General features: G+C 64.5%; 19 protein-coding genes. 7 read left to right on the top strand and 12 right to left on the bottom strand.

Annotated features, from left to right (window positions below; translation table 11 throughout):
- Nucleotides 1-5: 5 nt before the first annotated feature.
- Both BMY29_RS19090 and BMY29_RS19085 read left to right on the top strand, forming a co-directional pair.
- Nucleotides 6-854 (top strand): fumarylacetoacetate hydrolase family protein, encoded by an 849-nt coding sequence (locus tag BMY29_RS19090; protein WP_049989926.1) that lies wholly within the window; start codon nt 6-8, stop codon nt 852-854.
- A gap of 907 nt (nt 855-1761) precedes the next feature.
- On the top strand, nt 1762-2580 hold the full coding sequence (locus BMY29_RS19085) for a sugar phosphate isomerase/epimerase family protein (RefSeq protein ID WP_049989925.1): 819 nt from the start codon (nt 1762-1764) through the stop codon (nt 2578-2580).
- Between the two features lie 81 nt (nt 2581-2661).
- On the opposite strand, the gene BMY29_RS19080 is transcribed toward BMY29_RS19085, so the two are convergent.
- From BMY29_RS19080 to BMY29_RS19065, 4 genes are all read right to left on the bottom strand, one after another.
- Nucleotides 2662-3825, bottom strand: coding sequence for an ABC transporter ATP-binding protein (locus tag BMY29_RS19080; protein WP_049989924.1), 1164 nt, complete (start codon nt 3823-3825; stop codon nt 2662-2664).
- 81 nt (nt 3826-3906) lie between these two features.
- Nucleotides 3907-4827, bottom strand: a complete 921-nt coding sequence (locus tag BMY29_RS19075; protein WP_049989923.1) for a carbohydrate ABC transporter permease — start codon at nt 4825-4827, stop codon at nt 3907-3909.
- Nucleotides 4828-4829: 2 nt separating this feature from the next.
- Nucleotides 4830-5774, bottom strand: coding sequence for a carbohydrate ABC transporter permease (locus BMY29_RS19070; protein ID WP_049989922.1), 945 nt, complete (start codon nt 5772-5774; stop codon nt 4830-4832).
- Between the two features lie 22 nt (nt 5775-5796).
- Nucleotides 5797-7164: an extracellular solute-binding protein gene (locus BMY29_RS19065; RefSeq protein WP_049989921.1), complete on the bottom strand. Its 1368-nt coding sequence runs from the start codon at nt 7162-7164 to the stop codon at nt 5797-5799.
- A 415-nt stretch (nt 7165-7579) separates the two neighbouring features.
- Here BMY29_RS19065 and BMY29_RS19060 point away from each other — a divergent pair, with 415 nt between their 5' ends.
- Entirely contained in the window at nt 7580-8377 is a 798-nt protein-coding gene (locus BMY29_RS19060; RefSeq protein WP_049989920.1) for an HpcH/HpaI aldolase family protein, read from the top strand.
- A 105-nt stretch (nt 8378-8482) separates the two neighbouring features.
- On the opposite strand, the gene BMY29_RS19055 is transcribed toward BMY29_RS19060, so the two are convergent.
- Nucleotides 8483-9562, bottom strand: coding sequence for a Gfo/Idh/MocA family protein (locus BMY29_RS19055; protein WP_049989919.1), 1080 nt, complete (start codon nt 9560-9562; stop codon nt 8483-8485).
- Nucleotides 9563-10569: 1007 nt separating this feature from the next.
- Between BMY29_RS19055 and BMY29_RS19050 the strand changes: the two genes are divergently transcribed.
- The gene (locus BMY29_RS19050; protein ID WP_049989918.1) at nt 10570-11379 is read left to right on the top strand and encodes an aldo/keto reductase; all 810 of its coding nucleotides are present in this window, start codon (nt 10570-10572) and stop codon (nt 11377-11379) included.
- A gap of 172 nt (nt 11380-11551) precedes the next feature.
- Here BMY29_RS19050 and BMY29_RS19045 read toward each other — a convergent pair whose 3' ends face one another.
- A complete protein-coding gene (locus tag BMY29_RS19045) occupies nt 11552-12637 on the bottom strand; it encodes a Gfo/Idh/MocA family protein (RefSeq protein WP_049989917.1) in 1086 nt (361 codons plus the stop codon).
- 157 nt (nt 12638-12794) lie between these two features.
- On the opposite strand from BMY29_RS19045, the gene BMY29_RS20745 reads away from it, so the two are divergent.
- Nucleotides 12795-12974, top strand: coding sequence for a hypothetical protein (locus BMY29_RS20745; RefSeq protein WP_143067744.1), 180 nt, complete (start codon nt 12795-12797; stop codon nt 12972-12974).
- Nucleotides 12971-14080 (top strand): Gfo/Idh/MocA family protein, encoded by a 1110-nt coding sequence (locus BMY29_RS19040; RefSeq protein WP_049989916.1) that lies wholly within the window; start codon nt 12971-12973, stop codon nt 14078-14080. The genes BMY29_RS20745 and BMY29_RS19040 overlap by 4 nt, the downstream gene beginning before the upstream one ends.
- A 136-nt stretch (nt 14081-14216) precedes the next feature.
- On the opposite strand, the gene BMY29_RS19035 is transcribed toward BMY29_RS19040, so the two are convergent.
- The 5 genes from BMY29_RS19035 to BMY29_RS19015 all read right to left on the bottom strand — a co-directional run bounded on the left by BMY29_RS19035 (nt 14217) and on the right by BMY29_RS19015 (nt 20922).
- Nucleotides 14217-15020 carry a sugar phosphate isomerase/epimerase family protein gene (locus tag BMY29_RS19035; protein WP_049989915.1) on the bottom strand — a complete coding sequence of 268 codons (804 nt, stop codon included), beginning with the start codon at nt 15018-15020 and terminating at the stop codon, nt 14217-14219.
- 177 nt (nt 15021-15197) lie between these two features.
- Complete coding sequence (gene iolM, locus BMY29_RS19030; protein WP_049989914.1) at nt 15198-16352, bottom strand: scyllo-inosose 3-dehydrogenase; 1155 nt, start codon at nt 16350-16352, stop codon at nt 15198-15200.
- A 214-nt stretch (nt 16353-16566) separates the two neighbouring features.
- Nucleotides 16567-18309 carry a thiamine pyrophosphate-binding protein gene (locus BMY29_RS19025; RefSeq protein WP_049989913.1) on the bottom strand — a complete coding sequence of 581 codons (1743 nt, stop codon included), beginning with the start codon at nt 18307-18309 and terminating at the stop codon, nt 16567-16569.
- Nucleotides 18310-18534: 225 nt separating this feature from the next.
- Nucleotides 18535-19554, bottom strand: coding sequence for an LLM class flavin-dependent oxidoreductase (locus BMY29_RS19020; RefSeq protein ID WP_049989912.1), 1020 nt, complete (start codon nt 19552-19554; stop codon nt 18535-18537).
- Nucleotides 19555-19686: 132 nt separating this feature from the next.
- The gene (locus tag BMY29_RS19015) at nt 19687-20922 is read right to left on the bottom strand and encodes a mandelate racemase/muconate lactonizing enzyme family protein (protein WP_049989911.1); all 1236 of its coding nucleotides are present in this window, start codon (nt 20920-20922) and stop codon (nt 19687-19689) included.
- Nucleotides 20923-21297: 375 nt separating this feature from the next.
- Between BMY29_RS19015 and BMY29_RS19010 the strand changes: the two genes are divergently transcribed.
- Nucleotides 21298-22104: an HpcH/HpaI aldolase family protein gene (locus tag BMY29_RS19010; protein ID WP_049989910.1), complete on the top strand. Its 807-nt coding sequence runs from the start codon at nt 21298-21300 to the stop codon at nt 22102-22104.
- A gap of 129 nt (nt 22105-22233) precedes the next feature.
- Here BMY29_RS19010 and BMY29_RS19005 read toward each other — a convergent pair whose 3' ends face one another.
- Entirely contained in the window at nt 22234-23730 is a 1497-nt protein-coding gene (locus tag BMY29_RS19005; protein ID WP_049989909.1) for a CoA-acylating methylmalonate-semialdehyde dehydrogenase, read from the bottom strand.
- Nucleotides 23731-23768 lie beyond the last annotated feature (38 nt).

The following is a 23768-nucleotide window of genomic DNA, read 5'->3' as shown; positions in this document are numbered from 1 at the left end:
TAACGATGCAGTTCGTTCGATACGCGACCGACGGTGGTCCGCAGTGGGGGGTCCACCGCGACGACGAGATCGTCCCGTTAGTCGGACTACGCGAGGACGTATCGTATCAGCAATTAACCGACGCCGGCTTTCTGCGGGTCGTCGAAGACGCCGTCGACGCCGCCGCGGATCGGGCGTTCCCCGTCTCCGAGGCGAGCCTCCTCGCACCCGTCCCCCGCCCGGGGAAGATCGTCTGCGTGGGATTGAACTATCACGACCACGCCGAGGAACAGGACGAGGAGGTACCCGAGCGACCGCTCCTGTTCGGCAAGGCCGGAACGGCGGTCACGAATCCGGGCGATCCGATCGTCCATCCGTCGGCCCTCGAGGAGGTCGACTACGAGGTCGAGCTGGGCGTCGTCATCGGGCGGACGGCCAAGGACGTCTCGGCGGCCGATGCGCGAGACTACGTCGCCGGCTATACGGCGATAAACGACGTCAGCGGTCGCGACGCTCAGTTCGCTGACGAACAGTTCTTCCGCGGCAAGAGCTACGATACGTTCGCTCCGATGGGACCGACGCTCGTTCCCGACGATCGGCTGGACCCGTCGAACGTCGACGTCGCCTGCCGCGTCAACGGGGAGACGATGCAGTCCTCGAACACTGCGGAATTCATCTTTGACGTCGACGAACTCGTCGAGTACATCAGCGCCATTACGACCCTGCGTCCGGGCGACGTCATCTCGACCGGGACGCCTGGCGGCGTCGGAATCTTCCGCGAGCCGCCGGAACTGCTCGAGCCCGGTGATACGGTCGAAGTCGAGATCGACGGGATCGGGACGCTGACCAACTCCGTCGTCGCTGAACGGGAGTAACGGCCGCACCGTCGGAATCGAACTCCGGCTGCGATGTAACCTGGAGTCGTTCCGAGCATACCGGATGGATCGGCGCGTCCGGTTCCGGTGGCGGTTCGAATTTTCATTTGTTTTCGCCCTGAATACACCAGCTACTGTGTCGTAAAGCGGACGAGCAGCGGCCGCTCCGATGAATTTCAGGCAGAGCGTCCCTATATCCGCCGTGGTACGATCGATCGAGTAGCACATCCGGTTATGCCGAAGACGGATCCCGGCTGACCGTGGTGGAGGACCGGTGATACCGCCCCGATCCGTACACGACAGGGACCGCCACCGAGTAGCCCGATTAGGGAGACTCCCTCGAAAAATTGCGCTGATAGACTCCCGACTGATTTCGAGAGCACGGATGGTCGCTCCCCGTGCAGCGGTGCCTGGCACCGACTGGTGTCCGTCCGGTCCGCCGGACGAAGCGGAGCGTTTGTGACCTACAAACAATTTTCGAAGTTCGGGAAGCCTTTACGGTTACAGACATATGGGTGTAATCTCTCGGGAGAACGCTTCTCTAATGCGTCGTAACTGCGACGTACGTATTTAGACTGCACTGCGACGCGGATATCCTGCTCGGTATTGTACGGCGGATTCAAACGAGCAAGGGCCACAGTGAAGTTGCCGGATTTGCTCCCTCGAGTGCCTCTCATCCGGATTTTTGGACGTACGGACCATCGATCATTCGACCTCGTTCCATTCTGCCGTTTGTGACTGTCAAACAGTCACGTGAGCGGAGTACGTGAACCGACGGAATCGTCCGAGATCGAAACGCCGCAGATCGCTTTCCGGCAGAGGAAGGCGCTAGGCCGTGCGAACGGATTTCCGGAGCCCGGCTCCCCCAGTCGGTAGTTATTTTTCACTCTCCGTTCGATAGACAGCTATGGGTACGGGTTACACGACAATCATGTACGATGCTGAATCGCTCGAAACCGGCTTCAGCGACGTTAGCAGCTGTCGGTACGACGGCGTCGAGGTCGGTCTCGAGAAGGTTCGCGCCGCGGGCCCGGAAATCGTCGCCGACTGGCTCGATACCTACGATCTGGACCTGTACTGCGTGATGAGCAGTTGGATCGAATCGGAGGCGATCGCACAGCGGGTCGCCGACGACGCGGCGACGGTCGCCGATCTGGGCGCCGAATTCCTCGGTATCCTGCCGCCGCAGCGACACCGGAACGACGACGAACTCGTCGACGCCTGGCTCGAAACCATCAGCGAGTCTGCGGCGGACGCCGGCCTCACGCCCGTGCTCCATCACCACGGCGCGACGCATATCGAACGACCCGACGAGATCCGGCGGTTCCTCGACGTGCACGACCGCCTTCGGCTCGTGTTCGACACTGCGCACTACTACCCCTACGGTGATCACTATCCGGAGGGCAACGTGACGGACGGTATCGAGCGGTTCGCCGACGACATCGCGTACGTCCATCTCAAAGACGTCGCGCCGACGTCGTCGTTCACCCGGAATCGCGACGCCCTCTCGGCGCCCCGGCCGCACTTGGATAACGTCATCAACTACTTCCGGACGTTTACCGATCTCGGGAGGGGAACGCTCGACTTCGCCGCCGTCCGCGAGGCGCTCGACGAGATCGGCTACGACGGGCACTGTACCATCGAAATCGAAAACCGGACCGAGCAACCGCTCGTTCACGCGAAGCGGAACGCGGATCGCTGGCGCGAACTCGGCAAACGCGACTGATCCGGGTCGCGTAACGGGTACTCGGGCGGTGGACCGCCGCGAGATCACGACGGCGGTAGAACGGGTGTAAACGGGGCCCAACTAGTCTGACGTCGACGGTGACTCGGCGTGCGTTTCGCTCGCCTTCGTTCTCGCGACCTCGCCGTCGTCGATTCGGGTCCCGGTCCGACTATCGAAGCCGTGGACGAGCGTGTCGTCCATCGTGAGCCAGATATCGTCGCCGCGATCGGCCGCGAGCGTACTGGGCGCTTTCACGGTGAGTTCGATCCGGTCGTCGTCTTCGTCGCCGACGAGAACGTCGATAATCTGATCGTCGCCCTGGGGCTCGGTCACCTTGACCTGGCCGCGGATCGCATTGTCCCGCGGATCGGTGTGTGCGGTAAAGTACTGCGGACGAATACCGAGGACGAACTCGTCGTCGTTCTGATACCGATCGGCGACGGTTGGCTCCAGTCGGTATTCGAACCCGTCGACGGGTTTCGTCGCCCGAACCGTTCCCGCATCGTCGATCGCGACGTCGACGAAGTTCATCGACGGGGAGCCGATGAATCCGGCGACGAAGCGATTTTCCGGTTCGTGGTACACCTCGTCGGGCGTTCCGATCTGCTGGATCTCGCCCCGGTCCATCACGATGAGTTTGTCGCCGAGCGACATCGCCTCCTCCTGATCGTGCGTCACGTAGAGGGTCGTAATGCCGAGTTCGCGTTGCAACACCTTGATCCGGCTCCGCATGCTCAGCTTCAACTTCGCGTCGAGGTTCGCCAGCGGCTCGTCCATCAGGAACACGGACGGGCGTCGAATGATAGCCCGGCCGAGCGCGACGCGCTGTTGCTGGCCCCCGCTGAGGTTGTCGATATCCCGATCGAGGAGCTCCGGGATCTCGAGCATCTCGGCGACCTCCTCGACGCGTTCCTCCCGCTCGTCGGGACTGGCACCCTCCACCTTGAGCGGATAAGCGATGTTCTCCCGCACGGACATGTGCGGGTAGAGCGCGAAGTTCTGGAACACCATCGCGACGTTCCGATTTTTCGGGTGGACATCCGTGATATCGTAGTCGCCGAGCGTGATGGTCCCGCCGGTCGGCTCGGTAAGCCCGGCGAGACACCGGAGCGTGGTCGTCTTCCCGCATCCGCTCGGGCCGAGGAGGATGGCGAACTCGCCGTCCTCGACGGTGAGGTCGATGTCCTTGACCGCGATCGTGTCTCCGTACCGTTTCTCGACTGCGTCGTATTCGACGTTAACCATTGGCGTATTCCTCCGTGAGTCGCTGTGCGCGTTCGTTTTCGATCCGTCCGATCCGTCTGCCCCGTTCGTCGTCGATCGCGTTCATTTGCCGACCGCCCCCATACTGAAGCCGCGAACCAGTTCCTGGCGCGCCACGAACGCGAACACGAGGACCGGAACGAGCGCGATCGTTCCCGCGACGCTGACGTTGATCCACTGCACCGAGTACTTCGTGACGAACGACGAGAGGCCGACCGGAAGCGTCATCGCGGCGACATCCTGCGTCAGGATGATGGCGAAGAGGAGCTCGTTCCAGGTGATGATCGTCGTGAAGATCGCCGACGCGAGGAGGCCTGGCTTCACCAGTGGCAGGACGATCTTGAAGAACGCCCCGAGGTGCGTGTGGCCGTCGAGCATCGCCGACTCCACCAGGCTATCCGGCACCTCCTCGAAGAACCCCTTCATCATCCACACGGCGAAGGGGATGTTGAACATCACGTACACGCAGATCAGGCCGTACAGCGTGTTTACCAGCTGGATGTTCCGGAAGATGACGAACAGCGGAATGATGGTGACGATCGGCGGCATGAACCGGGTCGAGAGGATGTAGAACGGGAGGTGAAAGTCCAGATTGTACGGGAACTCGAAGGAGACGAACCCGTACGCCGCCGCGGCGCCAATTGTCGTCGCGACGACAGTCGTGACGACCGTGACGACGACGCTGTTGACGATGTACTGGGCGAACTCCGGCCGCTGGACGAACAATTCGACGAAATTTCCGACCCGGAATTCGGTCGGGATCCAGGTCGGCGGGAGCGACAGCAGCGACTGTCGGGACTTGAGCGCGCCGGAGACGAGCCAGTAGATCGGGAACAGCGTCCAGAGGAGGAAGACGCCGAGCAGGCCGTAGACGACCGCCTTGCCGATCCCCTTCTCGACCAGTTGTTCGTGCCATCGTTCGATTCGGGACGGCTCCGCGATCGGAACCTCCGGTTTCGATTGTGGTTGTGATTCCGTTGCCATTGTTAGAACTCGATGTTAGCGATTTTGACGAAGCTCATCGCCAGGACGAGCACGACGGCCAGCAGCGAGATCGCCATGGCCGAGGCCTCGCCGAAGTTGTTGAACCGGAACGCGGTCCGGTACATCTCCATGCTGATCACGTTCGTCGCGTTCGACGGCCCACCGCGCGTCAGGATGTACACCTTGGCGAACACGCGCAGGGCGTCGACGACGCGGATGATCAGCACGAGGACGATCAGCGACTTCAGGTACGGGAACACGATATCGACGAACCGTCGCCATCGTGACGCGCCGTCCATAACCGCCGCTTCCTGGATGTGAGACGGCACTGACTGCAATCCCGCGAAGATGACCAGCACGACCAACGGCGTCCACTGCCAGACGTCGGTCAGCACGACGGCGTACAGCGCGACGCCGGGATCGCTGATCCAGCCGACGTTCCCGCCGACCAACGGCATCGCCATGTAGTCCAACAGTCCGTCGGGCGTGTACATGAGCCGCCAGATCAGCCCGATGACCGTCGGCGAGAGGATCATCGGCACCAGTATCATCGTCTGCCAGAGCCCGCGGAGCTTGATCTTCTTGTTCAGCGCGATCGCGATCGCGAACCCCAGCAGGAACTCGATCGTCACCGCCAGGCCGATGAACTTGCCGGTCACCCACAGGGATTGGAGAAACGCCCCGTTGTTCAACAGGTTGATGTAGTTCTCCACGCCGACGAAGACCGTCCGTCCGCCTGGCTGGTATCGCTGCGTGGACATCTGGACCGCACGGACGAGCGGGTAAAACGTCAGCGCGAAGAGGAGGAACACGGCCGGGAGCGTCATGAGCCACTTCAGCCGCTCGTCGATCCACAGCAGCGTTCGCTCCCGGAGCGATTGCTCCGCTCCTAACTGTTCCTCGAGGTCGGCCGTCGGACGGACGTCCGTTCCTGTCTCAGTAGCCATTGTTCGATGGTCTCGGTGTCATTTAGTAGTAGTCCGCGCCGCCGAGTATCGATTCCACGTCGTTCTCGATTTCGTCGAGCGCGTCCGACGGGTCGATCTCGCCAGTGAGCGCACTATTGAGGTACTCTCCCTGGGTGATGTCGATCTCGTTCCAGAGGGGGGTCCGCGGACGCGGAACGGCGTTTTGCAGGCTCTCGTACAACGCCTCGTACCACGGCTCGGCGTCCATGTTATCCTCGAACGTGTCGTGGCGGAAGGGGACGCCCCCGAGTTCCACGTAGCGGTCCTGCGCCTCCTTCGAGATGATCGTTTGGATGACTTCCCCGGCGTCTTCCTTCCGCTCGTCGGCGATGTTCGCGTTGATGCCCAGCATCCAGTTGCCCTGCGTCGGCGCCTGGCGGTCGCCTTCCGGGATCGGGATGAATTCGAGGTTGTCCGCTTCCTCGGCGTCCTCGGGGTTGAGCAGCGTCGACGACGCGGCCGGCCAGGCGAGCCCCTGTGCGGCGGAGCCGTCGCCGATCCGGTTGAGCACCTGGTCGCTGTCGAACGACGCGACGCCGTCCGGCGAGATCGAGTTCAGCTCCTCGACGAAGAATTGGACCGCCTCTTCACCGGGACCGTCGTTCCACTGGTACCGCCAGTCCTCGTCGAACATGTCCCCGGCGAGCGACCTGCCGAGGCTCATGAAGTTCGTATCGATCGGATTGCCGCGCTGGCCGCGGATCACGTACCCGTTCGCGCCGTCGATCTCGTCGTCGATCCGCTGGCCGGCACGGAGGACGTCGTCCCAGTTCTGGGGTTCGTCCTCGCCGACCTCCTCGTAGTAGGCCGTGTTGTAGACGAACATCTGCGTGTTCCCGACGACGACCTGGCCGCGAACCGTCTCGTCCATCCCCTCCGCGGACGGCACGGTCGGCGCATCCGGCGTCGGCCACGTCGCGATGTCGACCGTCGTATCGATGAGTTGGTCTTCGGGGAGCCCCTCGGGGAGCCACTGCTCGAGCGGATCGAAGTACGTCGCGAACTGCGGGAACCAGGTGTCGTCTATCAGGATCGCATCGTATCCCGTTCCGCCGGTCGTGAGGACACTGTTGACGCGCTCGTACAGGTTCGCGTACGGGAACAGCGTAACGTCGATAGACAGCTCCGTTTCTGCTTCGACGTACTCGTCGATCAGATTCTGCACGAGTCGCCCTTCCCCCTCGACGGCGATGATATTGACGTCGTTGTCGCTGCCACCGCCGCCGAGACAGCCCGCAATCCCGGTCGCTGCCGCCGTCCCCGCGACGCCGGTGAGGAATCGGCGACGAGACGATCGGGCATTGGGGGCCGAGCGCACGCTACTCGCGCCTCTGTGTCTATTATCATCTCCGCTGCCACTAGTTGGCATATGTGATATATGAGACGTACCTCAGTATAAAACATATGGTGTGTTATGTTTCTTCCATTTAAATTCATTAACGAATGTGTCGGTCGTCGACGGCCCATCTCTATCAGCGGTCGTGGCCTATCTAGTGCATTTCAAGACCGATGGAACGACGGTTCCGTCTTCGGTCCGAGCACTATTCGGCCCCATCGAACCCGACTCGCTCACTCCCGCCAGGCGCTCCGATAGCGCTGCGAGTATGGAACCGGTTTCCACGGAGTCGACGCGGTTCGACGTCCGTACTCGCTTTCGGGAGTAAGTATTTGTGTCTGATTCACAAAGCCTACCATGCGCTAACTGACGGCACGCTTTCGGACCGCTTCGACGGCTACGACCGTCGATCGGTCGCGAGAGCGTCTCGAACGCAACACCGAAACCCATGACGACGCTCAAACAGAAATTTCAGACCCAGTCAAACATCGCCGGTGCGTGGCTCTCGATCGGCCATCCCACCGTCGCCGAAGTAACGGCCAAGCAGGGATTCGACTTCGTCCTCATCGACACCGAACACACGCCGCTGACGCTCGAAACGGTCGAGAACATGTCGCGGGCCGTCGAACTCGCCGACGGCGAGACGGAGACGATCGTTCGCGTTCCCTCGAACGACCCCGATCGTATCAAGCGCGTCTTGGATATCGGCGTCGCGGGGGTCATGGTTCCGATGATCGAGACGGCTGCGGAGGCCCGACAGGTCGTTCGGTCGGTCACGTATCCCCCGGACGGCATCCGGGGTGTCGCATCCGGTCGCGCAGCCGAGTACGGCGAGGACTTCCAGCGGTACGTCGAAACTGCCGATAGCACGATCACCACGGTCGTCCAGATCGAAACGCAAACCGGGCTCGAAAACGCCCGCGACATCGCCGCGGTCGACGGTATCGACGCCGTATTCGTCGGGCCGGCGGACCTCTCGGCCAACCTCGGAATCTTCGGAGAGTGGGACAGCGATCGCCTGGCCGCTGCGATCGACCGCGTCGTCGACGCCGGTGACGAGTCGGACGTTCCGGTCGGAACGTTCGTCGTCGATCCCGACGACATCGAACTGCGCGTCGAACAGGGCTTCGACTACCTCATCGTCGGGAAGGATACGAGTCACCTTTCGTCCGCGAACGAACGGGTCCGCAACCGCTACGAGGATGCCGTCTCACAATCTCCCGCAACTTCGATGTTCGAAGACTAACTCACGAATCCGCGATCCACTCGCTTCGAATTGGTTATCGAACATCGAACGCTGCTCTCCGATCGATTACAGCGGTCACAGCCACGAGTGTGGAGACGCAACGGATCAGGCGTCGCGGTCAGCCTGGTACTGCGTGAACAGCGACGCGACGAGTTCGACGTCGTCGCGGGCCTCGGAGAAGGGGGTCGGAACCGGTTCCTCGTCGCGAACGCAGGCGATGAACTGCTCGAGTTCGCGCTTGAAACTCTCCTCGCGCGTCGGTCGGTACTGACAATCGGCGGTCTCCTCCCGTCCTCGCCGAACGGAGACGGTCGCCGAATTGTACTTGACGAACGGATTGTCGAATTCGAGTCGAAGCGTACGGTCGGGGGCGTCGATCCGAAGGAACTGCTCGTGCCAGTGTCGGTCGGAATCGCCCGTCTGAAGCACGCACCGTTCGCCGCCCTCGAAGACGAGGTGCGCGGTGCCGAAGTGGCCGTCGCGAACGAAGTCGACGTGCTCGACGGACGCGACGTCGCCGAACAGCCCTCGAAGCGCGTTGACGTCGTGACAGACGTGTTCCAGTTGGAAGTCGTACCCCGCCGCCAGGCCGTCGTCGTCGGTGTCGATGGCTTGCTTACACTGGTCCCGCCGCCGGGCGGAACTCTGCTCGATGAACGCGGCATCGAGGTCCGGTTCGACCAGGTCGTAAATCTCCGGCAGCGACTGCGAAAAGTCGGCGTCGACCGCGTAGGCCGTGACGGCATCGATCGTTTCGACCTCCGAGAGTTCGCGGCCCAACCGTTCGTAGGCCGGTTCGAATCGGCGGTTGTACGCGACCATCGCCGTCGCGTCGCTTTCCGCCGCGACCTCGACCAGTTGATCGGCCTCAGCCGGTGTGACTGCGAGCGGTTTCTCGACGAGCGTGTTCACGCCGGCCGTCAGCGCCTGCTCGACGATATCCGCGTGCGTTTGCATCGGCGTCGTGACGACGACCGCGTCGAGAGTCGTCGCCTGTTCTTCGAGCAGCCGATCGGGGTCTACGTAGCGCCGGTCGGGGGCGACGTTATATCGTTCTCCGAGAGCAGCCGTTACGTTTTCCGCGGGATCACACAGTGCCTCGAGTTCCGCGTCAGGTAGCTCGACGATATTCGGGATGTGCATAATCTGGGCGATGGTCCCACACCCGATGAGTCCGAACTTCATACGATTGGATATGTGTCCATGAGACGTAAAACGTTTCCCCCGCCTGGGCACTCCCGCGGTGCGTTGAAACGGATAATGCCGGGCCCGAGGGGCGTTTGCTCCCGATCCGGTACTGTAACGCTTCGACCGGACCGGTTGCTATCCGCGGGCCCTACGACGGGTAGACTCGTCAAACTGTCACGGTCGCTCCTGCTGGGTCACCGGCCGCGCCGGCGTCATCACCAGTGATGCTAGTCGGAGACGGATCTGTTTGCAGTCATCAAACGGGTTATCGGGTGCTGCCGTTCCTCGAGTTCACGTCGTCCCGGGAAACCGATCCATCAGCCGTAATCGCAGGAACGACAACGTGACTGGTTTGGATATCGTCTGCGAGCGCGAAATTCTGCTCGGCCTGACACGGTTTCGCAGTAGAACTGGCGAGTATCGACGGAGAACGGACTCAAAACGCGGGTTCTACGCGTCGACCCCTCACCTCTATCGATGTGTTTTCGGGAGTCGCTCTCGATCCCGAACCCTCCTGGCTTCGATGCCGTAAGTATCGTGAACGATACTCTTACCTGAAGATAGCCTGTTTGAATGCTACGAACGGATATTCGGGTTCGAGTACCGTTGCGAGTGTTGATAAGATGTCTCCCCTATATGGATTACAATCATATGAGTGTAATCAAATGGGGGAATTGCGATTCGAATCGGAGGACAACTTCACGGATTATCATAATCGTCGCTGTTATTTCACGCTTGTTTGCGGGTTCCAAACGGGTGGCCCTGCAGTGGCGTACGAGCGTGACGAGCGGCGATGAGCGTGGCAGCAGTGGTCGTATTCCGATCGCTATCCGATGCAGAGTACCGTCCGTCGAGCTAGCGTTTTCATCTCGCAAACGAGTTCGACGCCTCGCCGCGATCCGTGCTAGCCGCGCCCCGCTGACGACCGCTCGTCGTTCCAACCGCGTCGGCCGACGCTAACCGAGACGAGAAGGTATAAGGGAGGGTCCGTCATAGCCCCGACCATGCTCGAACGAGAGTCCGCTAGGCTCGGCTTCGGGACGTACAGCCTCACCAGCGAAGACGGGATCGACGCCCTCGTCACGGCGATCGAATCCGGCTACCGCCACCTCGATACCGCCCGCCTGTACGGGAACGAGGAGGAGGTCGGCGAGGCCATCGAACGCGCCGACGTCGATCGCGACGACCTATTCGTCGCGACCAAGATCGCTCACTTCGAGGAACCGGAAAAAACGCCCGACTACGTCCGGACCGGCGTTCAGGAGAGTCTCTCGCGACTCGGCGTGGAGACGATCGATCTCCTCTATCACCACTGGCCCCGCGGTCGGGACGACATCGAGACGGTGTTGCCCGTGTTCAACGACCTCCTCGCGGCGGGCGTCGTCGACCGCGTCGGCGTGAGCAACTACACGCCGTCCGATCTGGAACTCGCCGACGATCTCCTCGAGACGTCGCCGTCTGCCGTCCAGGCCGAGATGCACCCGCTCCTCCCACAGCGGGACCTCCGCGCGGCCGTCCGGGACCGCGACGCCCACTTCGTCGCTTACTCCCCGATCGCGCAGGGGGACGTCTTCGACCAGCCCGAGATCCAGGCGGTCGCCGAGAAACACGGCGTCAGCGAAGCGCAGGTCAGCCTGGCCTGGCTGCTGTCGAAAGACGGCGTCGTCCCGATCCCGCGCTCGAAGACGCCCGAGCACATTCGGAGTAACCTGGCCGCGCTCGACCTCGAACTCGACGAGGCGGACGTCGAGCGCATCGATAGTATCGATCGTCGACGCCGGTGTGAGGATCCCTCCTGGATGGAGTGGGAGTAAGCGAACGGGCCGACGCTACGTTCGCGGGCGACTGTGGGCCGCGTTTCGTTGCATCGGTCGACGGCGACGGTGCACTTTGCATCGTCGTCTCCGGCGCGAACGACCGTCGGACCCGATGGGCGACAGCCGATCGGTTCCCGCCAAAATTCGCGCCTATCGACGGATTTCGCGCCTATCGACGGATGGTGCGCTCGGTTCCGCGATCGGACGCTTTGAAGAGATCCGCGATGAGTTCGACGTCCGCCTTCGACTCCGCCGGCGGCGTCCGCGGCTCTACCGATCCGTCGATGCACTCGAGGAAGTGTCCGAGCTCGCGCTTGAACGGCTCGTCGGACGAGGGGGTGTACCGCGTCTCCGTGGTCTCGTCCGTGCCGATCTTGGTTCGGACGTCCGACGGCGTGTTCCTGATGAACGCGTTCGAGAACTCGATCGACGCCGATCCCTCGGGCGCATCGACCCGGATTCGCTCGTCGTACCACTTCCGGTCGGTCGCGCCGGATTCCAGCAGACACCGCCGATCGCCTTCGTAGCGGAGCTGTGCGGTGACGTACTTCCACTCCTTGAAGACGTCGACGTGGTCGATCGCCTCGACCGTGCCAAACACCGACCGGAGCGCGTTGACGTCGTGGCAGATGCTCTCGAGGTGGTACTCGTAGGCCCGTGCGAGCGTCTCGTCGTCGGTCCCGATGGCCGCTTCGACCTGCTGTCGACGCTTCGCGTTGCTCTCCGCGATGAATCCCTCGTCGAGGTCCGCGTAGACGATATCGTAGTTCTCGTCGATCACGGCGCCGACGTTCGGCGGGATGACGACGCTCGTGACGAGGTCGATCTCGGAGAGATCGGCCACTTCGGACTGGAACCGACGGAAGCCGGGATCGAAGCGCTTCATGTACCCGACCATACAGACCGCGTCGGTCTCCTCGGCCGCGTCGACGACGGCCTGGGCGTCCTCGGGCGTCACCGCGACCGGCTTCTCGACGAACGTGTGCAGGTCCGCGTCGAGGGCGGCGACCGCGACCTCCGCGTGGGTGTGCATCGGCGTCGTGACGACGACGCCGTCGAGTTCGTCGGCCCGCTCCTCGATCAGGGCTGCGCTCTCCGTGTACCGGTGAGGAACGTCGTACCGGTCCCCGAACGTTTCGACTACGTTCTCGCCCGGGTCCGCGATCGCGTGAATGTCTGCCTCGGGTAGTTCCGCGAGGTACGGCACGTGCATGATCTGTGCGATGGCGCCAACACCGATGACTCCGAGCTTCATCTCGGCAGTACGTTGTGCGGCATCCCACAAATAAATTGATACGGTTTCACATCTCGCATCCGAGCGCGGCGCCCCGCTTCCGACCGCCGCGACGCCGTTCGGCGTACCCCGATCGACTCCCGGTAGCTATTTGCACGAGGCCGCCGACCCGTCAGGTATGCGTCTCGTTCCACCCGCCAGGCCCAGCCTCGGGACCGGCACCGGCACCGATACCAGCGCGCAGTCAGACGACCGGCGGACCGACCGCGACCGTCCCGATCCGAAACCGAGCGCCGTTACAACGACCCCGGTCTCCGCTTCCGTTACCGCATCGGCCACCGGAGGTGACCGCCGATGACGCTGCGCGTCGGCTTCATCGGCTACGGGTTCATGGGCCAGGCGCACGCGAACGCGCTGGCCCGGCTGCCGATGTTCTTCTCGGAGGCGCCCGACACCGAGCGACACGTCCTCTGCGGGCGCGACGAGGAGCGCGTCGCCGCGGCGGCCGACCGGTTCGGGTTCACGCACACGACAAACGATTGGGAGGCGCTTGTCGACAAAGTGGACGTCCTCTACAATCTCGGGCCGAACGACCTCCACGCCGAGCCGACAATCGCCGCCCTCGAGAACGACGTCCACGTCCTCTGCGAGAAACCGCTCGCGGGCTCCCTCGCGGAAGCGGAGAAGATGGTCGAAGCCGCCCGCGACAGCGACGCCGTCGCCGCCTGCGCGTTCAACTACCGGTACGTTCCGGCGCTCCGCCTGGCGAAGGAACTGATCGAGTCGGGCGAACTCGGCGAGATCCGCCACTTCCGCGGGCGGTACCTCGTGGACTGGCAGGCCGATCCCGAGCATCCCTGGACCTGGCGCAACGACGCCGACCGCGCGGGGTACGGGCAGGTCGGCGACGTCGGCTCGCACACGATCGACCTGGCGCGCTGGCTGGTCGACGACATCGTCGACATCAGCGGTCGGCTCGCCACGTTCGTCGAGGAGCGACCCGATCCGAACGGCGACGGGCGGCGACCGGTGACGACCGACGACGCCTATCTCGCGACCGCGTCGTTCGACTCGGGCGCGATCGGCGTCTTCGAGGGGTCGAGCGTAGCGTCGGGCCACAAGGCGACCAACGCCGTGGAGATCATCGGCTCCGAGGGGGCGATCCGGTTCGACCTCGAGCGACTCAACGAACTCGAGGTCTACGACGCCGACCGGCGCGGGTACGAACGCGTTCTCGTCACCGACGAGGACGATCCGTACGGCGACCGATGGTGGCCGGCCGGCCACGCCATCGGCTGGGAGCACACCGTCGTCCACGAAAACTACGAGTTCCTCCGCACAATCGACGGCGAGCGCGCCGACGTTCCGACGTTCGCGGACGGCCTGGCCGTCCAGCGCGTCGTCGACGCCGTCACTCGAAGCGACGAGCAGCGGACGCACGTCGCCGTCGAATCGACCCGCTGAGCGAGTAGCGCCGCTCGAGCGTCGAAATCGGAATCGCTGCGGACGGGAAGACGGAAGGGAAAGGGTACGTGCGGACGGGATACGCGGACGTGACTACCCGAATCGGCGGCCCGCGTTTCGAGTTGCCGTCACCCCGTCACGCGTTCGTCGCGTCGATCCAGTGATCGACGTTTCGCTTCGCGTGGACGAGCCGGTCGTCGCGTTCGTTCTCGATCTCGATCGTAATGGCCCCGTCGTAGCCGATTTCGTCGAGCGCCTGGTCGACCGCCTCGAAGTCGATGACGCCCTCCCCGAGGTCGACGAACGACGTAAGGAACACGAAGAGACTGTCGTACTGGACCTTGCCGGCCGTCAGGGTGTCGACGTGGTCCTGGAAGTCCACCGTCGGATCGATGTCCTTGAGGTGGACGTACGCGATGTCGTCGGCGAACCGGTGAATCCCGTCGACGACGTCGCCGTACGGGTAGTAGTGCGCGGTGTCGAACAACAACTCGAGGTTGTCCGGAGCGCGCTCGAGCCACTCCTCGATCTCGTCGGGACCCTCGACGTGTGCCGCCCCGTGGTGATGCAGGACGGGAGTAACGCCGGCCTCGGCGGCGGCCTCGCAGATCCGGTCGAGCCACTCGTCGAACGTCTCGTCGCTGACCTGTCCCCGCGGCGGCGGCAGGATGCCCAGGAAGCGAGCGCCGAGTTCGGCGGCGATGCCGGCGCCGTCGACCGCCGCGTCCACGTCGTCCTCGTCGTTGAGCCAGCCGGCCATGACACAGTAGATATCGAGCCCGTGCTCCTCGAGGGATTCCTGCAGCGAGTCGACGCCGATGTACTCGACCTTTCCGAGGCCGATCTCGACGCCGCCGTACCGACACGCCGAGAAATCGCCGAGTCCCTCGGACAGTACCTCCGCTGGATCGTACATAATGGTCGTGTATCCTACGCCCATACGGGACGTTGTGCGAGCGAGAATAATAAATAATGGGGATGGTTGTCGAACGGCAGTTGCAGGTCGGCCGCGACGCCCCGACCGGCTTCGCGGACAGCGAGCCGCGGTCGCCGGACCGCTGCCGCCGTTCCGGCGCCCGGCTCTCGGACCGCCGAGGACGTGCCGCGGGGCTGCGGCCTATATCTCGACGAGGACCTTCCCGTCGACGCGCTCGGCCGCCTGGCGGACCGCGTCGGCCGCGTTCTCGAGGTCGAACGTCGACGTGACGATCGGGCGGTTGTCCAGTTTGCCGGCGGCCATCAGGCGAATCACGCGCGGGTAGACCTGGTGGCCGGTGTGGCCCTCCGAGCCGTAGAGTTGCGCGCCGCTGCCCTGGTACTTCCGCAGCGCGAGGCCGGGATCGGAGCCGGCGTTGCTGATGTGGACCACGTTCGCCCCCTCCGCCAGCGAGTCCTCGATGGCCGGATACGTCTGTCCGACTGCGCCCGCGGTCTCGACGTGGACGTCGGCGCCCTGGCCGTCCGTGATCGACGCGATGGTCTCGGCCGGATCGCGTTCGATCGGGTCGTAGACGTGGTCGAAGCCGAGGTCGCGGGCGACCTCGCGGCGAGCGTCGGACGGTTCGAACGCGATCACCTTCCCGGCGCCGGCGGCTCGCGAGACGTTCATGCCGGTCAGTCCGATCGGGCCCGCGCCGTGATAGACGTGGTAGTCGCCGGGCAGGATCCCGTCGGCCCGCGCGAACAAGCCGTGGTAGGTGATGGTGCTCGGCTCGATGGTCGCGGCGGCCCGGAGCACCTCGTCGTCCGTCCCGTAGGCTTCCCGCAGCGACGAGACGTCCCAGCACAGCTTCTCGGGAACGGCGACGTACTCCGCGAACGCGCCGGGGATCGTGAACCCGAGCTGCTCGAAGTTCTCGCAGTGGCCCATGAACCCCTGGCGGCACATGTCACAGCGCCCGCAGTAGTCGGTGACCTCGGCGGTGACGAGATCCCCCGCCTCGAACAGCTGCGCGTCGTCGCCCGTCTCGACGATCTCGCCCGCGAACTCGTGACCGATCACGTTCGGCAGCCCCAGGTACGCCGAGTAGTGGACGTAGCCGTCTTCGTCCGTCTCGAGCATCGAGACGTCGCTCCCGCAAACGCCGGCGTAGCGGACGCGAACGAGCACTTCGTCGTCGGCCGGCGTCGGCCGCTCGCGCTCGGTGACCCGGAGGTCGGGATCGCGCCACACCTGCGAGGAGTTCATGGCTTTCTTCGACGCCCGTTCGGCGTCCGAAACGTCGTACTCGGACCGGGGATCCCACTCCGCATCGACTACGAGGGATTGCATACCACGAGATGGACCACCATCCGACATAATAATATCGGAGGAATCTCGCGTCCAGGTCGCGACAAGCGCCGCCTGGCGCGGCGGTCGACGCAGCGACGGTCAGGCCGCTCGAGATTACGATGTTAGTGCGGGAACGTTCGACGATCAGGAAGGGAAGGGTTCGGACGGGTTCGGACGAGTTCTGGCTCGGCGATCGGCGACTACCGTCCGTCGATCAATCGTCGGTCTCGAGGTCGGCCAGATCCCACTCGCCGGTGATGATCGCACCCGAGTCGGGGTTGTCCGGTTCGACGACGGCCTCGACGAACGCGGGCCCGTCGTACTCGATCGCCTCCTCGAGCGTCGCGGTGAGGTTCTCGGGCTTGACGACGCGTTCGGCGAAGTCGATGCTGAACGCCTCGGCCATCTTCACGAAGTCGACGTCGCTCTCCTGGTCGAACTCCGTGTTGAGGACGCGGTCCCAGCCGTACTTGTCGACCTGCAGGTTGCGGATCGACTTCCAGCCGTTGTTGTTGACCACGAGCCAGGTGACGTCGATATCGTGCTCGACGGCGCAGGCGACTTCCTGGTTGCACATCAGGAAGCTCCCGTCGCCCTCGACGTCGACGACCGGCCGATCGGGTTCGGCGAGTTTCGCGCCGATCGCCGCGGACACGCCGAAGCCCATCGTCGAGAAGCCGCCACAGGAGATGTTCGTTCGGGGTTCGTAGACGGGGAACTCGGGATTGGTCGTCTCCTGGGGCTGGCCGGCGCTCGAGACGACCATTCCCTCGCGGGGCAGCGCCTCGCGGAGGCTCGCCAGCGCGCGCGAGATGCTCATCGGGACGTCGTTCGTGTGGCGCGCTTCGACTTTCTCCTGCCACTCGGCCCACAGGCGCTGGATCTCGTCGTAGTACTCGTTGTCCTCGGTCGGGACTTCGCTGACGCGGTCGGAAACGGCCTCGTAGAGCTGATCGGTGACGACCTTGGCGTCGCCGAGGATGCCGACCTCGACGGGGTAGTTCTTGCCGATCTCCGTGTTGTCGATGTCGACGTGGATCAGCTTGCTCGGCGGGATCTCGAAGCTCACGCCCTGCTCGAACGAGGAGGTGTGGAGGTCGGAGAACCGACAGCCGATCCCGAGCACGACGTCCGCGTTGCTCGCGAGTTCGTTGCCGGCCGTCGAGCCGATCCAGCCCGCGTACCCGACGAAGAGCTCGTGGTCCTCGGGGATGATCCCCTTGGCCTGGAAGGTCGGGATGACCGGCGCCTTCAGGTGGTCGGCCAGCGCCTGGACTTCGTCCCAGGCCTCGCCGAGTAGACAGCCGCCGCCGGGGACGATCACGGGGCGGTCGGCCTCGGCGAGCAGGTCCGCGGCCTCGGCGACCGATTCGGGATCGCCGCCTGGCCGACTGTGCGTGCGCGTCTCCTCGGGGTCGGGAATCTCGACGTCCGCGGCGGCCCCCTGGACGTCCATCGGGACGTCGACGTGGACCGGCCCCGGTCGACCCGTGACCGCGGTCTGGAACGCGCGCCGCAGGACTCGCGGGAGCCGTTCGACGTCGCGCACGACGAAGCTCCGCTTCGTCACGGGCTCCATCACGCTCGGGAAGTCGCCTGGCTTCTGTCGGTCGAGTTCCTGCAGAATCCCTTGCCCGTACTCGTGGGTCTGGGGCGCGCCCGTGAAGATGACCATCGGGATCGAGTCGACGTAGGCCGTCGCCGCCCCGGTGACCGTGTTCGTCGCGCCGGGTCCGATCGAGGTGAAGACCGCGAGCGGCTCGCCGCTGGCGCGCGCGTAGCCGTCCGCCAGGTGGACCGCACCCTGTTCGTGGCGGGGCTGGATGACCCCGACGTCGGACTCGTTGAACGCGTCGAGGAGGTTGGTGCTCCCGTGTCCGGGGATGCCGACCAGGTACTCGACGTCCTCTTTCTCCAGATACTCGGCGATGATCTCGCCACCGGTAAGCGTGGGCATGTTCGAGTGATTGCCACGGTGTGACATAAATATTCGCCCTCGCGCGTCGGTTCAGCAGGGGGACACGAGAGCCGAGAGACGACGATCGGAACCGAACGCGGTGCCGGCCGGTTCCGTCCAGTTCCGGCCGGACGGTGCCAAATCGCCATCGACCGACCGCGCCCGTGGGGCGGCGTCGCCGCAATCAGGTTTCCGTGGCCGTCCTCCATCCCCACTCGACGCCGCTCACAGCGACGGAATTACCTCGTCGCCCATGACCTCGAACAGGCGCTCGGGCTCCGGACTGGTGTTCCCGACGGCGATCCGATCGAACCCCATTTCGGCGTACTTCTCGAGTTGCGCGGCGATCGTCGACGGATCGTCCGCGATCAGGAACTTCTCCTCGATCTGTTCGCGCGTCGCCTTCTCTCCCTCCTGTTCGATCTCCCGCGGATCCGCCAGCGCGCGGTCGAAGACGTTCTGGGTCGTCGCCCACCAGGGCCTGGTCGCCTCGACGGCCACCTCGTAGTCGGGGTGGTAGGACGCGATCACTAGCAGCGTCGTTTCGATGGCGTCGGGGTCGTTGCCCTCCTCCTCGGCGTAGCGGTGGATCGCCGGGTAGAGCCGATCGGTGAACTCCTCGCCCTTCTTGACGGTGACGAACCCGTCGGCGTACCGGGCCGCGAGCCTGGCGGTGCTCGGCCCGTTCGCCGCGATGTGGATCTCGGGGGACTTCTCGGGCTCGGTGTACAGTTTCGCCCCGTCGAGTTCGAACCGTTCGCCGTCGTAGGTGACGAAGCCGTCCTCGTCGATGCGGTCGACGACGTCCGCGTCGAGCCACTCCTCGTCCTCCCACAGGGCGCGGACGATCCGGAGCGTTTCCTCGAGCCGGTCGCGGCGCTCCGGATACTCCGGCCAGTCGAACCCAAGCGGCGTCTCGTTCATCGCCTCGCCCGTCGAGAGCCCGAGGATCACGCGGTCGTCGTGCAGGTGCTGGAGCGTGGCAAACGCCTGAGCGATCTCGCCGGGGTGGTAGTGGCCGGTCGCGGGCGTGACGCACGTTCCGATCGGCCCGTCGAGCCGTTCGGTAGCCGCACCGAGCCACGACCAGGCGAACCCCGAGTCGGCGCCCGTGTGGAACCACGGGTGGAAGTGATCCGACGTCCAGACGGTCTCGTAGCCGGCGTCGGTGGCGACGTCGCCGTACTCCAACAGCTGCGAGGGGTCGTACTGCTCCTGATGGGCCATGTAATCGATTGCAACCATCGTCCGCTCAACAGTACGAAAGAAAGCACATTAGGTTTTGTGCTCGGTTCCGACTCGAGATCACCGTTCGAGGGTGAATCGACCGAGGCGGAGACGAGAGTCAGCGGGGACGGAGACCGCAGGAGGGCCGCGTCAAGACCGTTTCCGGTGTTCCTCGACGGCGTCCCAGTCGAGTTCGATGCCGAGGCCTGGCGCGTCGGGCACTTCGAGCCGTCCGTTCCGGATGAGCGGCTCGTCCCGAGCCACCAGATCGTCCCACCACGGGACTTCGCGAGCGTGGTACTCGAGGGCGACGAAGTTCGGAACGGTCGCGCCGACGTGGGCGGTCGCGACCGTCGCGACCGGGCTCCCGATGTTGTGTGGAACGAGCGCCTGGTAGTAGCCCTCGGCCAGGTCGGCGATCTTCTTCGTCTCGGCGATCCCGCCGGTCTTGGGGACGTCGGGCGCGAGGAAGTCGACCGCCTGGGTCTCGACGAGGTCACGGAAGCCGTGGCGGCCGTAGCGGTTCTCGCCGGTCAGCAGCGTCACGTCGACGCGACGCTTGAGTTCGCGCATCGCGTCGGTGTTCTCGGGCGGGAGGGGATCCTCGATCCAGGCGAGATCGTACGGTTCGATCGCCTGACAGAGCCGTTCGGCCGTCTCGGGGCTGAAGTTCCAGTGAAGGTCGACCGCGACCTCGGCCTCGTCGCCGATCTCGTCGGTGACCGCCTCGACGACCGAGCGCTTGTGTTCGATCTCCGGCGGGTCGAAGTGCCGCGAGAGGGTGTCGATCTCCCGCCCGGAGGGGACGTCGAGGTCGAACTTGATCACGTCGAACCCGTCATCGACGGCCATGCGCGCGGCCTTCGCGTACGCCTCGGGTTCGTAGGTCGCCGTTTCCTGGCCCTCCGCGGCCGAGGAGACCATCGCTTCCCCGGCGTGGCAGTCGGCGTAGACGCGAACCTGATCGCGCAGCTTTCCGCCCAGCAGCTGGTAGACGGGCTGGTCGAGGATCTTCCCGGCGGCGTCCCAGAGCGCGATCTCGATGCCGCTGATCGCGATGGTGCCGACCCCCCACTGCGAGCCCCGTCCCGAGAGGCTCTCGCGCATGAGGTAGTACAGTCGTTCGACGTCCAGCGGGTTCTCGCCGACGAGGACGGGTCGGAGGTAGTCGGTGATAATTTCGTGGACGCCAGGCGAGGGGTAGGCCTCGCCGATCCCGGTCACTCCCTGATCGGTCTCGAGGGTGACGATCGTCCACGGGAAGTTGCCGTCGATGACGATCGAGTTGACGTCGGTTATCTCGGCCGTCGGGCCGTCCCGGTCCGGTTGTTCGTCGAAGTCCGCCCACATCGTCGCCGCGAGCGTGGATGCGAAGTCGTCGTACATGGTTTGAGTCAGGCTGTGTGGCTGCGAGTCGGTACTGCGCCGTCGCGTTCGCGGTACGAGCGTTGTTCCCACGCTCCGCGACAGGTGATCACGGCTTGCATCATCAAATCGATTGTGAAGATAGGTGTTATAGTTTCCGGTGGTGACGATTCGGCCCGGGAACGTTCTCGCGACGGACGGAGTTCGACTAACCCGAATTTTTATAGCTCTCGGAGCGGGATGACGGGATACGTCCATGTCAGCGACCGTAGCAACTGGACCCGATAGGCCGATCGCTTCCGCGATCGGTCCTCGATCGACACGCAGCCGGAGCGGACGTCCCGACGCGGGACGTCTCGAACCGAACCGCTACCGCGACCACCGCACCGAAGACCGATGAGCCGTCACTTCAAACGGACGCTCGAGGCGGGGGAGTATCCGGTCGGGAACTGGCTCTCGATCGGCCATCCGGCCGTCGCCGAGGTGAGTTCCGCCCTCGAGTTCGATTTCGTGCTCGTCGACACCGAACACACGACGATGAGCCTCGAAACCGTCGAGCACATCTCCCGTGCGATCGACGCGAAGGAGGCACCGACCGAGGCGATAATCAGAGTGCCGCGAAACGATCCGAGTCGGATCAAACGCGTCCTCGACATCGGCGTCGCCGGCGTGATGGTCCCGATGATCGAGTCGGCCGACGAGGCCGAGCAACTCGTCGATGCCGTTCGCTATCCGCCCGAGGGAATCCGCGGCATCGCGAGCGGCCGCGCCGCGGAGTACGGAATGGACTTCGTCGAGTACGTCGCCGACGCGAACGGGTCGATCGTGACGATCGCCCAGATCGAGAGCCGCGCCGGCCTCGAGAGCGTCGACGAGATCGCCGCGGTCGACGGCATCGACGCGCTGTTCGTCGGGCCGGCGGACCTCTCGGGCGTGCTCGGCGTCTTCGGCCAGTGGGACGCGCCGGAACTGCAGGACGCGATCGATCGCGTCGTTCGAGCCGGGGACCGACACGGAACTCCCGTCGGAACGTTCACGGCGTCCCAGGACCTGATCGAGGACCGCGTCGAAGCCGGGTTCGACTTCCTCATCGTCGGGAAGGACACCGCCTACCTGGCGGACTCGAGTCGCGCCGCGAAGGAACGGTACGAAGACGCGGTTGCGCGACACGCCGGATCGATGCCAGCGACGAATGACGAGTAAGCGGCTCCGACGACGCTACCGGTACCGGCGGTACCGACTCGACTTCTAAAAATCGAGAGCAGCGCGATCGACCGACGCGATTCCCCGTTTGTCTCCGGCGGTCGTCCGATCCGGGAGCCGTCCGCCGCGTTAGCTGTACCAGCGTTCGATCTGGATCGTTTTCTCGGTGTAGAAGTTGACCGCGTCCTCGCCCTGGGCGTGGAGGTCGCCGAAGAACGAGGCCTTCCGGCCGCCGAAGTGGAAAAAGCCCATCGGCGCGCAGACGCCGACGTTGATCCCGATGTTCCCGGCGTCGACCGCGTACTTGTACCGGCGGGCCTCGCTGCCCGATTCGGTGTAGATCGAGGAGGCGTTGCCGTACTTGGTCGCGTTGACCATCTCGATCGCTTCGTCGAGAGCATCGACCTCGGCGAGACAGAGCACCGGCCCGAAGATTTCCTCCTGGGCGATTTCCATATCGGCGGTCACGCCCTCGAGCAGCGTCGGCCCGAGGAAACTGCCGGCCAGGCCCTCGGGATGTTCGAAGTCCCGGCCGTCGAGGACGAGTTCGGCACCCTCGTCGAGGGCGTTCTCGATCAGGTCGAGGACGCGCTCGCGCGACTCGTCGGTGATCAGCGGCCCGACGTCGGTCTCTTCCTCGACCCCCACGCCGACGGTCAGGTCCTCGGCGGCGTCGATCAACTGCTCGCGGAGGTCGTCGTAGACGTCGCCGACGCCGACGACGACGTCGTTGGCGAGACACCGCTGGCCGGCGTTGCCGTAGACGGAGCCGATGATGTTCGGAATCGCGTCCTCGAGGGAGGCCTGGTCGGTGACGACGGCGTAGTTCTTCGCGCCGCCCTGGGCCTGGACGCGCTTGCCGTGTTGGGCCGCGGTCTCGTAGACGTGCTTGGCGACGGGAGAGCTTCCGACGAACGAGACGCCCTCGATATCGTCGTGTTCGAGTAGCGCGTTGACGGTTTCAGCGCCGCCGTTGACCAGGTTGACGACGCCGTCCGGGAAGTCGACTGCGTCGACGGCCTCGAAGATCAGTTGCGAGCTCAGCGGCACCTTCTCGCTGGGCTTGAGGATGAACGTGTTTCCGGTCGCGACCGCGTACGGGAGGAACCACAGCGGGATCATCGCGGGGAAGTTGAACGGCGTGATGGCGGTGAAGACGCCCAGCGGCTGCCGGACGGCGTACTCGTCCATTCCCGAGGCGACGTCCTCGACGTTGCCGCTGCCCTCGCGCATCATGTTGGGCATCCCGCAGGCGACCTCGACGTTCTCGATGCCGCGACGGATCTCTCCGCGGGCCTCCGCGACGGTCTTCCCGTGCTCGCGGGAGAGCGCGGTCGCGATCTCGTCGATCCGGTCCTCGAGCTCGGTCTTCAGGTCGAACAGGTACTGGACCCGCTCGACGACGGGCGTCTGGCGCCAGTCTTCGAACGCGTCGTTCGCGGTCCGGACGGCCTGGTCGACGGTCTCGGCTGACGAAAATTCGACCGTCGCCAGGTCGTCTCCGGTCGCGGGGTCGACGACGGACTGGGTCGTCTCGGCGGCCGGTGTCGTCCACTGACCGCCGACGTAGTTGTCGACGCGGCTACGAACGGCTGGTGAAACGGCTTGCTCTTGCTGCTCGGACATACGGATTAGTGGTTGTGGTACGTGCACAAATACGTTAT

The organism is Natrinema salifodinae (assembly GCF_900110455.1).
In the GTDB taxonomy this organism is placed as follows: Archaea; Halobacteriota; Halobacteria; order Halobacteriales; family Natrialbaceae; genus Natrinema; species Natrinema salifodinae.
The sequence above is the reverse complement of the archived record's forward strand: the minus strand, read 5'-3'. Positions and strand labels throughout refer to the sequence as shown.

Bases quoted from the DNA above. Each gene is read 5' to 3' on its own strand.
- BMY29_RS19005 (WP_049989909.1), bottom strand. From the start codon at position 23,730: ATGTCCGAGCAGCAAGAGCAAGCCGTTTCACCAGCCGTTCGTAGCCGC.
- BMY29_RS19035 (WP_049989915.1), bottom strand. From the start codon at position 15,020: ATGGGCGTAGGATACACGACCATTATGTACGATCCAGCGGAGGTACTG.
- BMY29_RS19015 (WP_049989911.1), bottom strand. From the start codon at position 20,922: ATGTACGACGACTTCGCATCCACGCTCGCGGCGACGATGTGGGCGGAC.
- BMY29_RS19060 (WP_049989920.1), top strand. From the start codon at position 7,580: ATGACGACGCTCAAACAGAAATTTCAGACCCAGTCAAACATCGCCGGT.
- BMY29_RS19080 (WP_049989924.1), bottom strand. From the start codon at position 3,825: ATGGTTAACGTCGAATACGACGCAGTCGAGAAACGGTACGGAGACACG.
- BMY29_RS19090 (WP_049989926.1), top strand. From the start codon at position 6: ATGCAGTTCGTTCGATACGCGACCGACGGTGGTCCGCAGTGGGGGGTC.
- BMY29_RS19010 (WP_049989910.1), top strand. From the start codon at position 21,298: ATGAGCCGTCACTTCAAACGGACGCTCGAGGCGGGGGAGTATCCGGTC.
- BMY29_RS19050 (WP_049989918.1), top strand. From the start codon at position 10,570: ATGCTCGAACGAGAGTCCGCTAGGCTCGGCTTCGGGACGTACAGCCTC.
- BMY29_RS19020 (WP_049989912.1), bottom strand. From the start codon at position 19,554: ATGGTTGCAATCGATTACATGGCCCATCAGGAGCAGTACGACCCCTCG.
- BMY29_RS19085 (WP_049989925.1), top strand. From the start codon at position 1,762: ATGGGTACGGGTTACACGACAATCATGTACGATGCTGAATCGCTCGAA.
- BMY29_RS19070 (WP_049989922.1), bottom strand. From the start codon at position 5,774: ATGGCTACTGAGACAGGAACGGACGTCCGTCCGACGGCCGACCTCGAG.
- BMY29_RS19025 (WP_049989913.1), bottom strand. From the start codon at position 18,309: ATGCCCACGCTTACCGGTGGCGAGATCATCGCCGAGTATCTGGAGAAA.
- BMY29_RS19055 (WP_049989919.1), bottom strand. From the start codon at position 9,562: ATGAAGTTCGGACTCATCGGGTGTGGGACCATCGCCCAGATTATGCAC.
- iolM (WP_049989914.1), bottom strand. From the start codon at position 16,352: ATGCAATCCCTCGTAGTCGATGCGGAGTGGGATCCCCGGTCCGAGTAC.
- BMY29_RS19075 (WP_049989923.1), bottom strand. From the start codon at position 4,827: ATGGCAACGGAATCACAACCACAATCGAAACCGGAGGTTCCGATCGCG.
- BMY29_RS19065 (WP_049989921.1), bottom strand. From the start codon at position 7,164: ATGCCAACTAGTGGCAGCGGAGATGATAATAGACACAGAGGCGCGAGT.
- BMY29_RS19045 (WP_049989917.1), bottom strand. From the start codon at position 12,637: ATGAAGCTCGGAGTCATCGGTGTTGGCGCCATCGCACAGATCATGCAC.
- BMY29_RS19040 (WP_049989916.1), top strand. From the start codon at position 12,971: ATGACGCTGCGCGTCGGCTTCATCGGCTACGGGTTCATGGGCCAGGCG.
- BMY29_RS20745 (WP_143067744.1), top strand. From the start codon at position 12,795: ATGCGTCTCGTTCCACCCGCCAGGCCCAGCCTCGGGACCGGCACCGGC.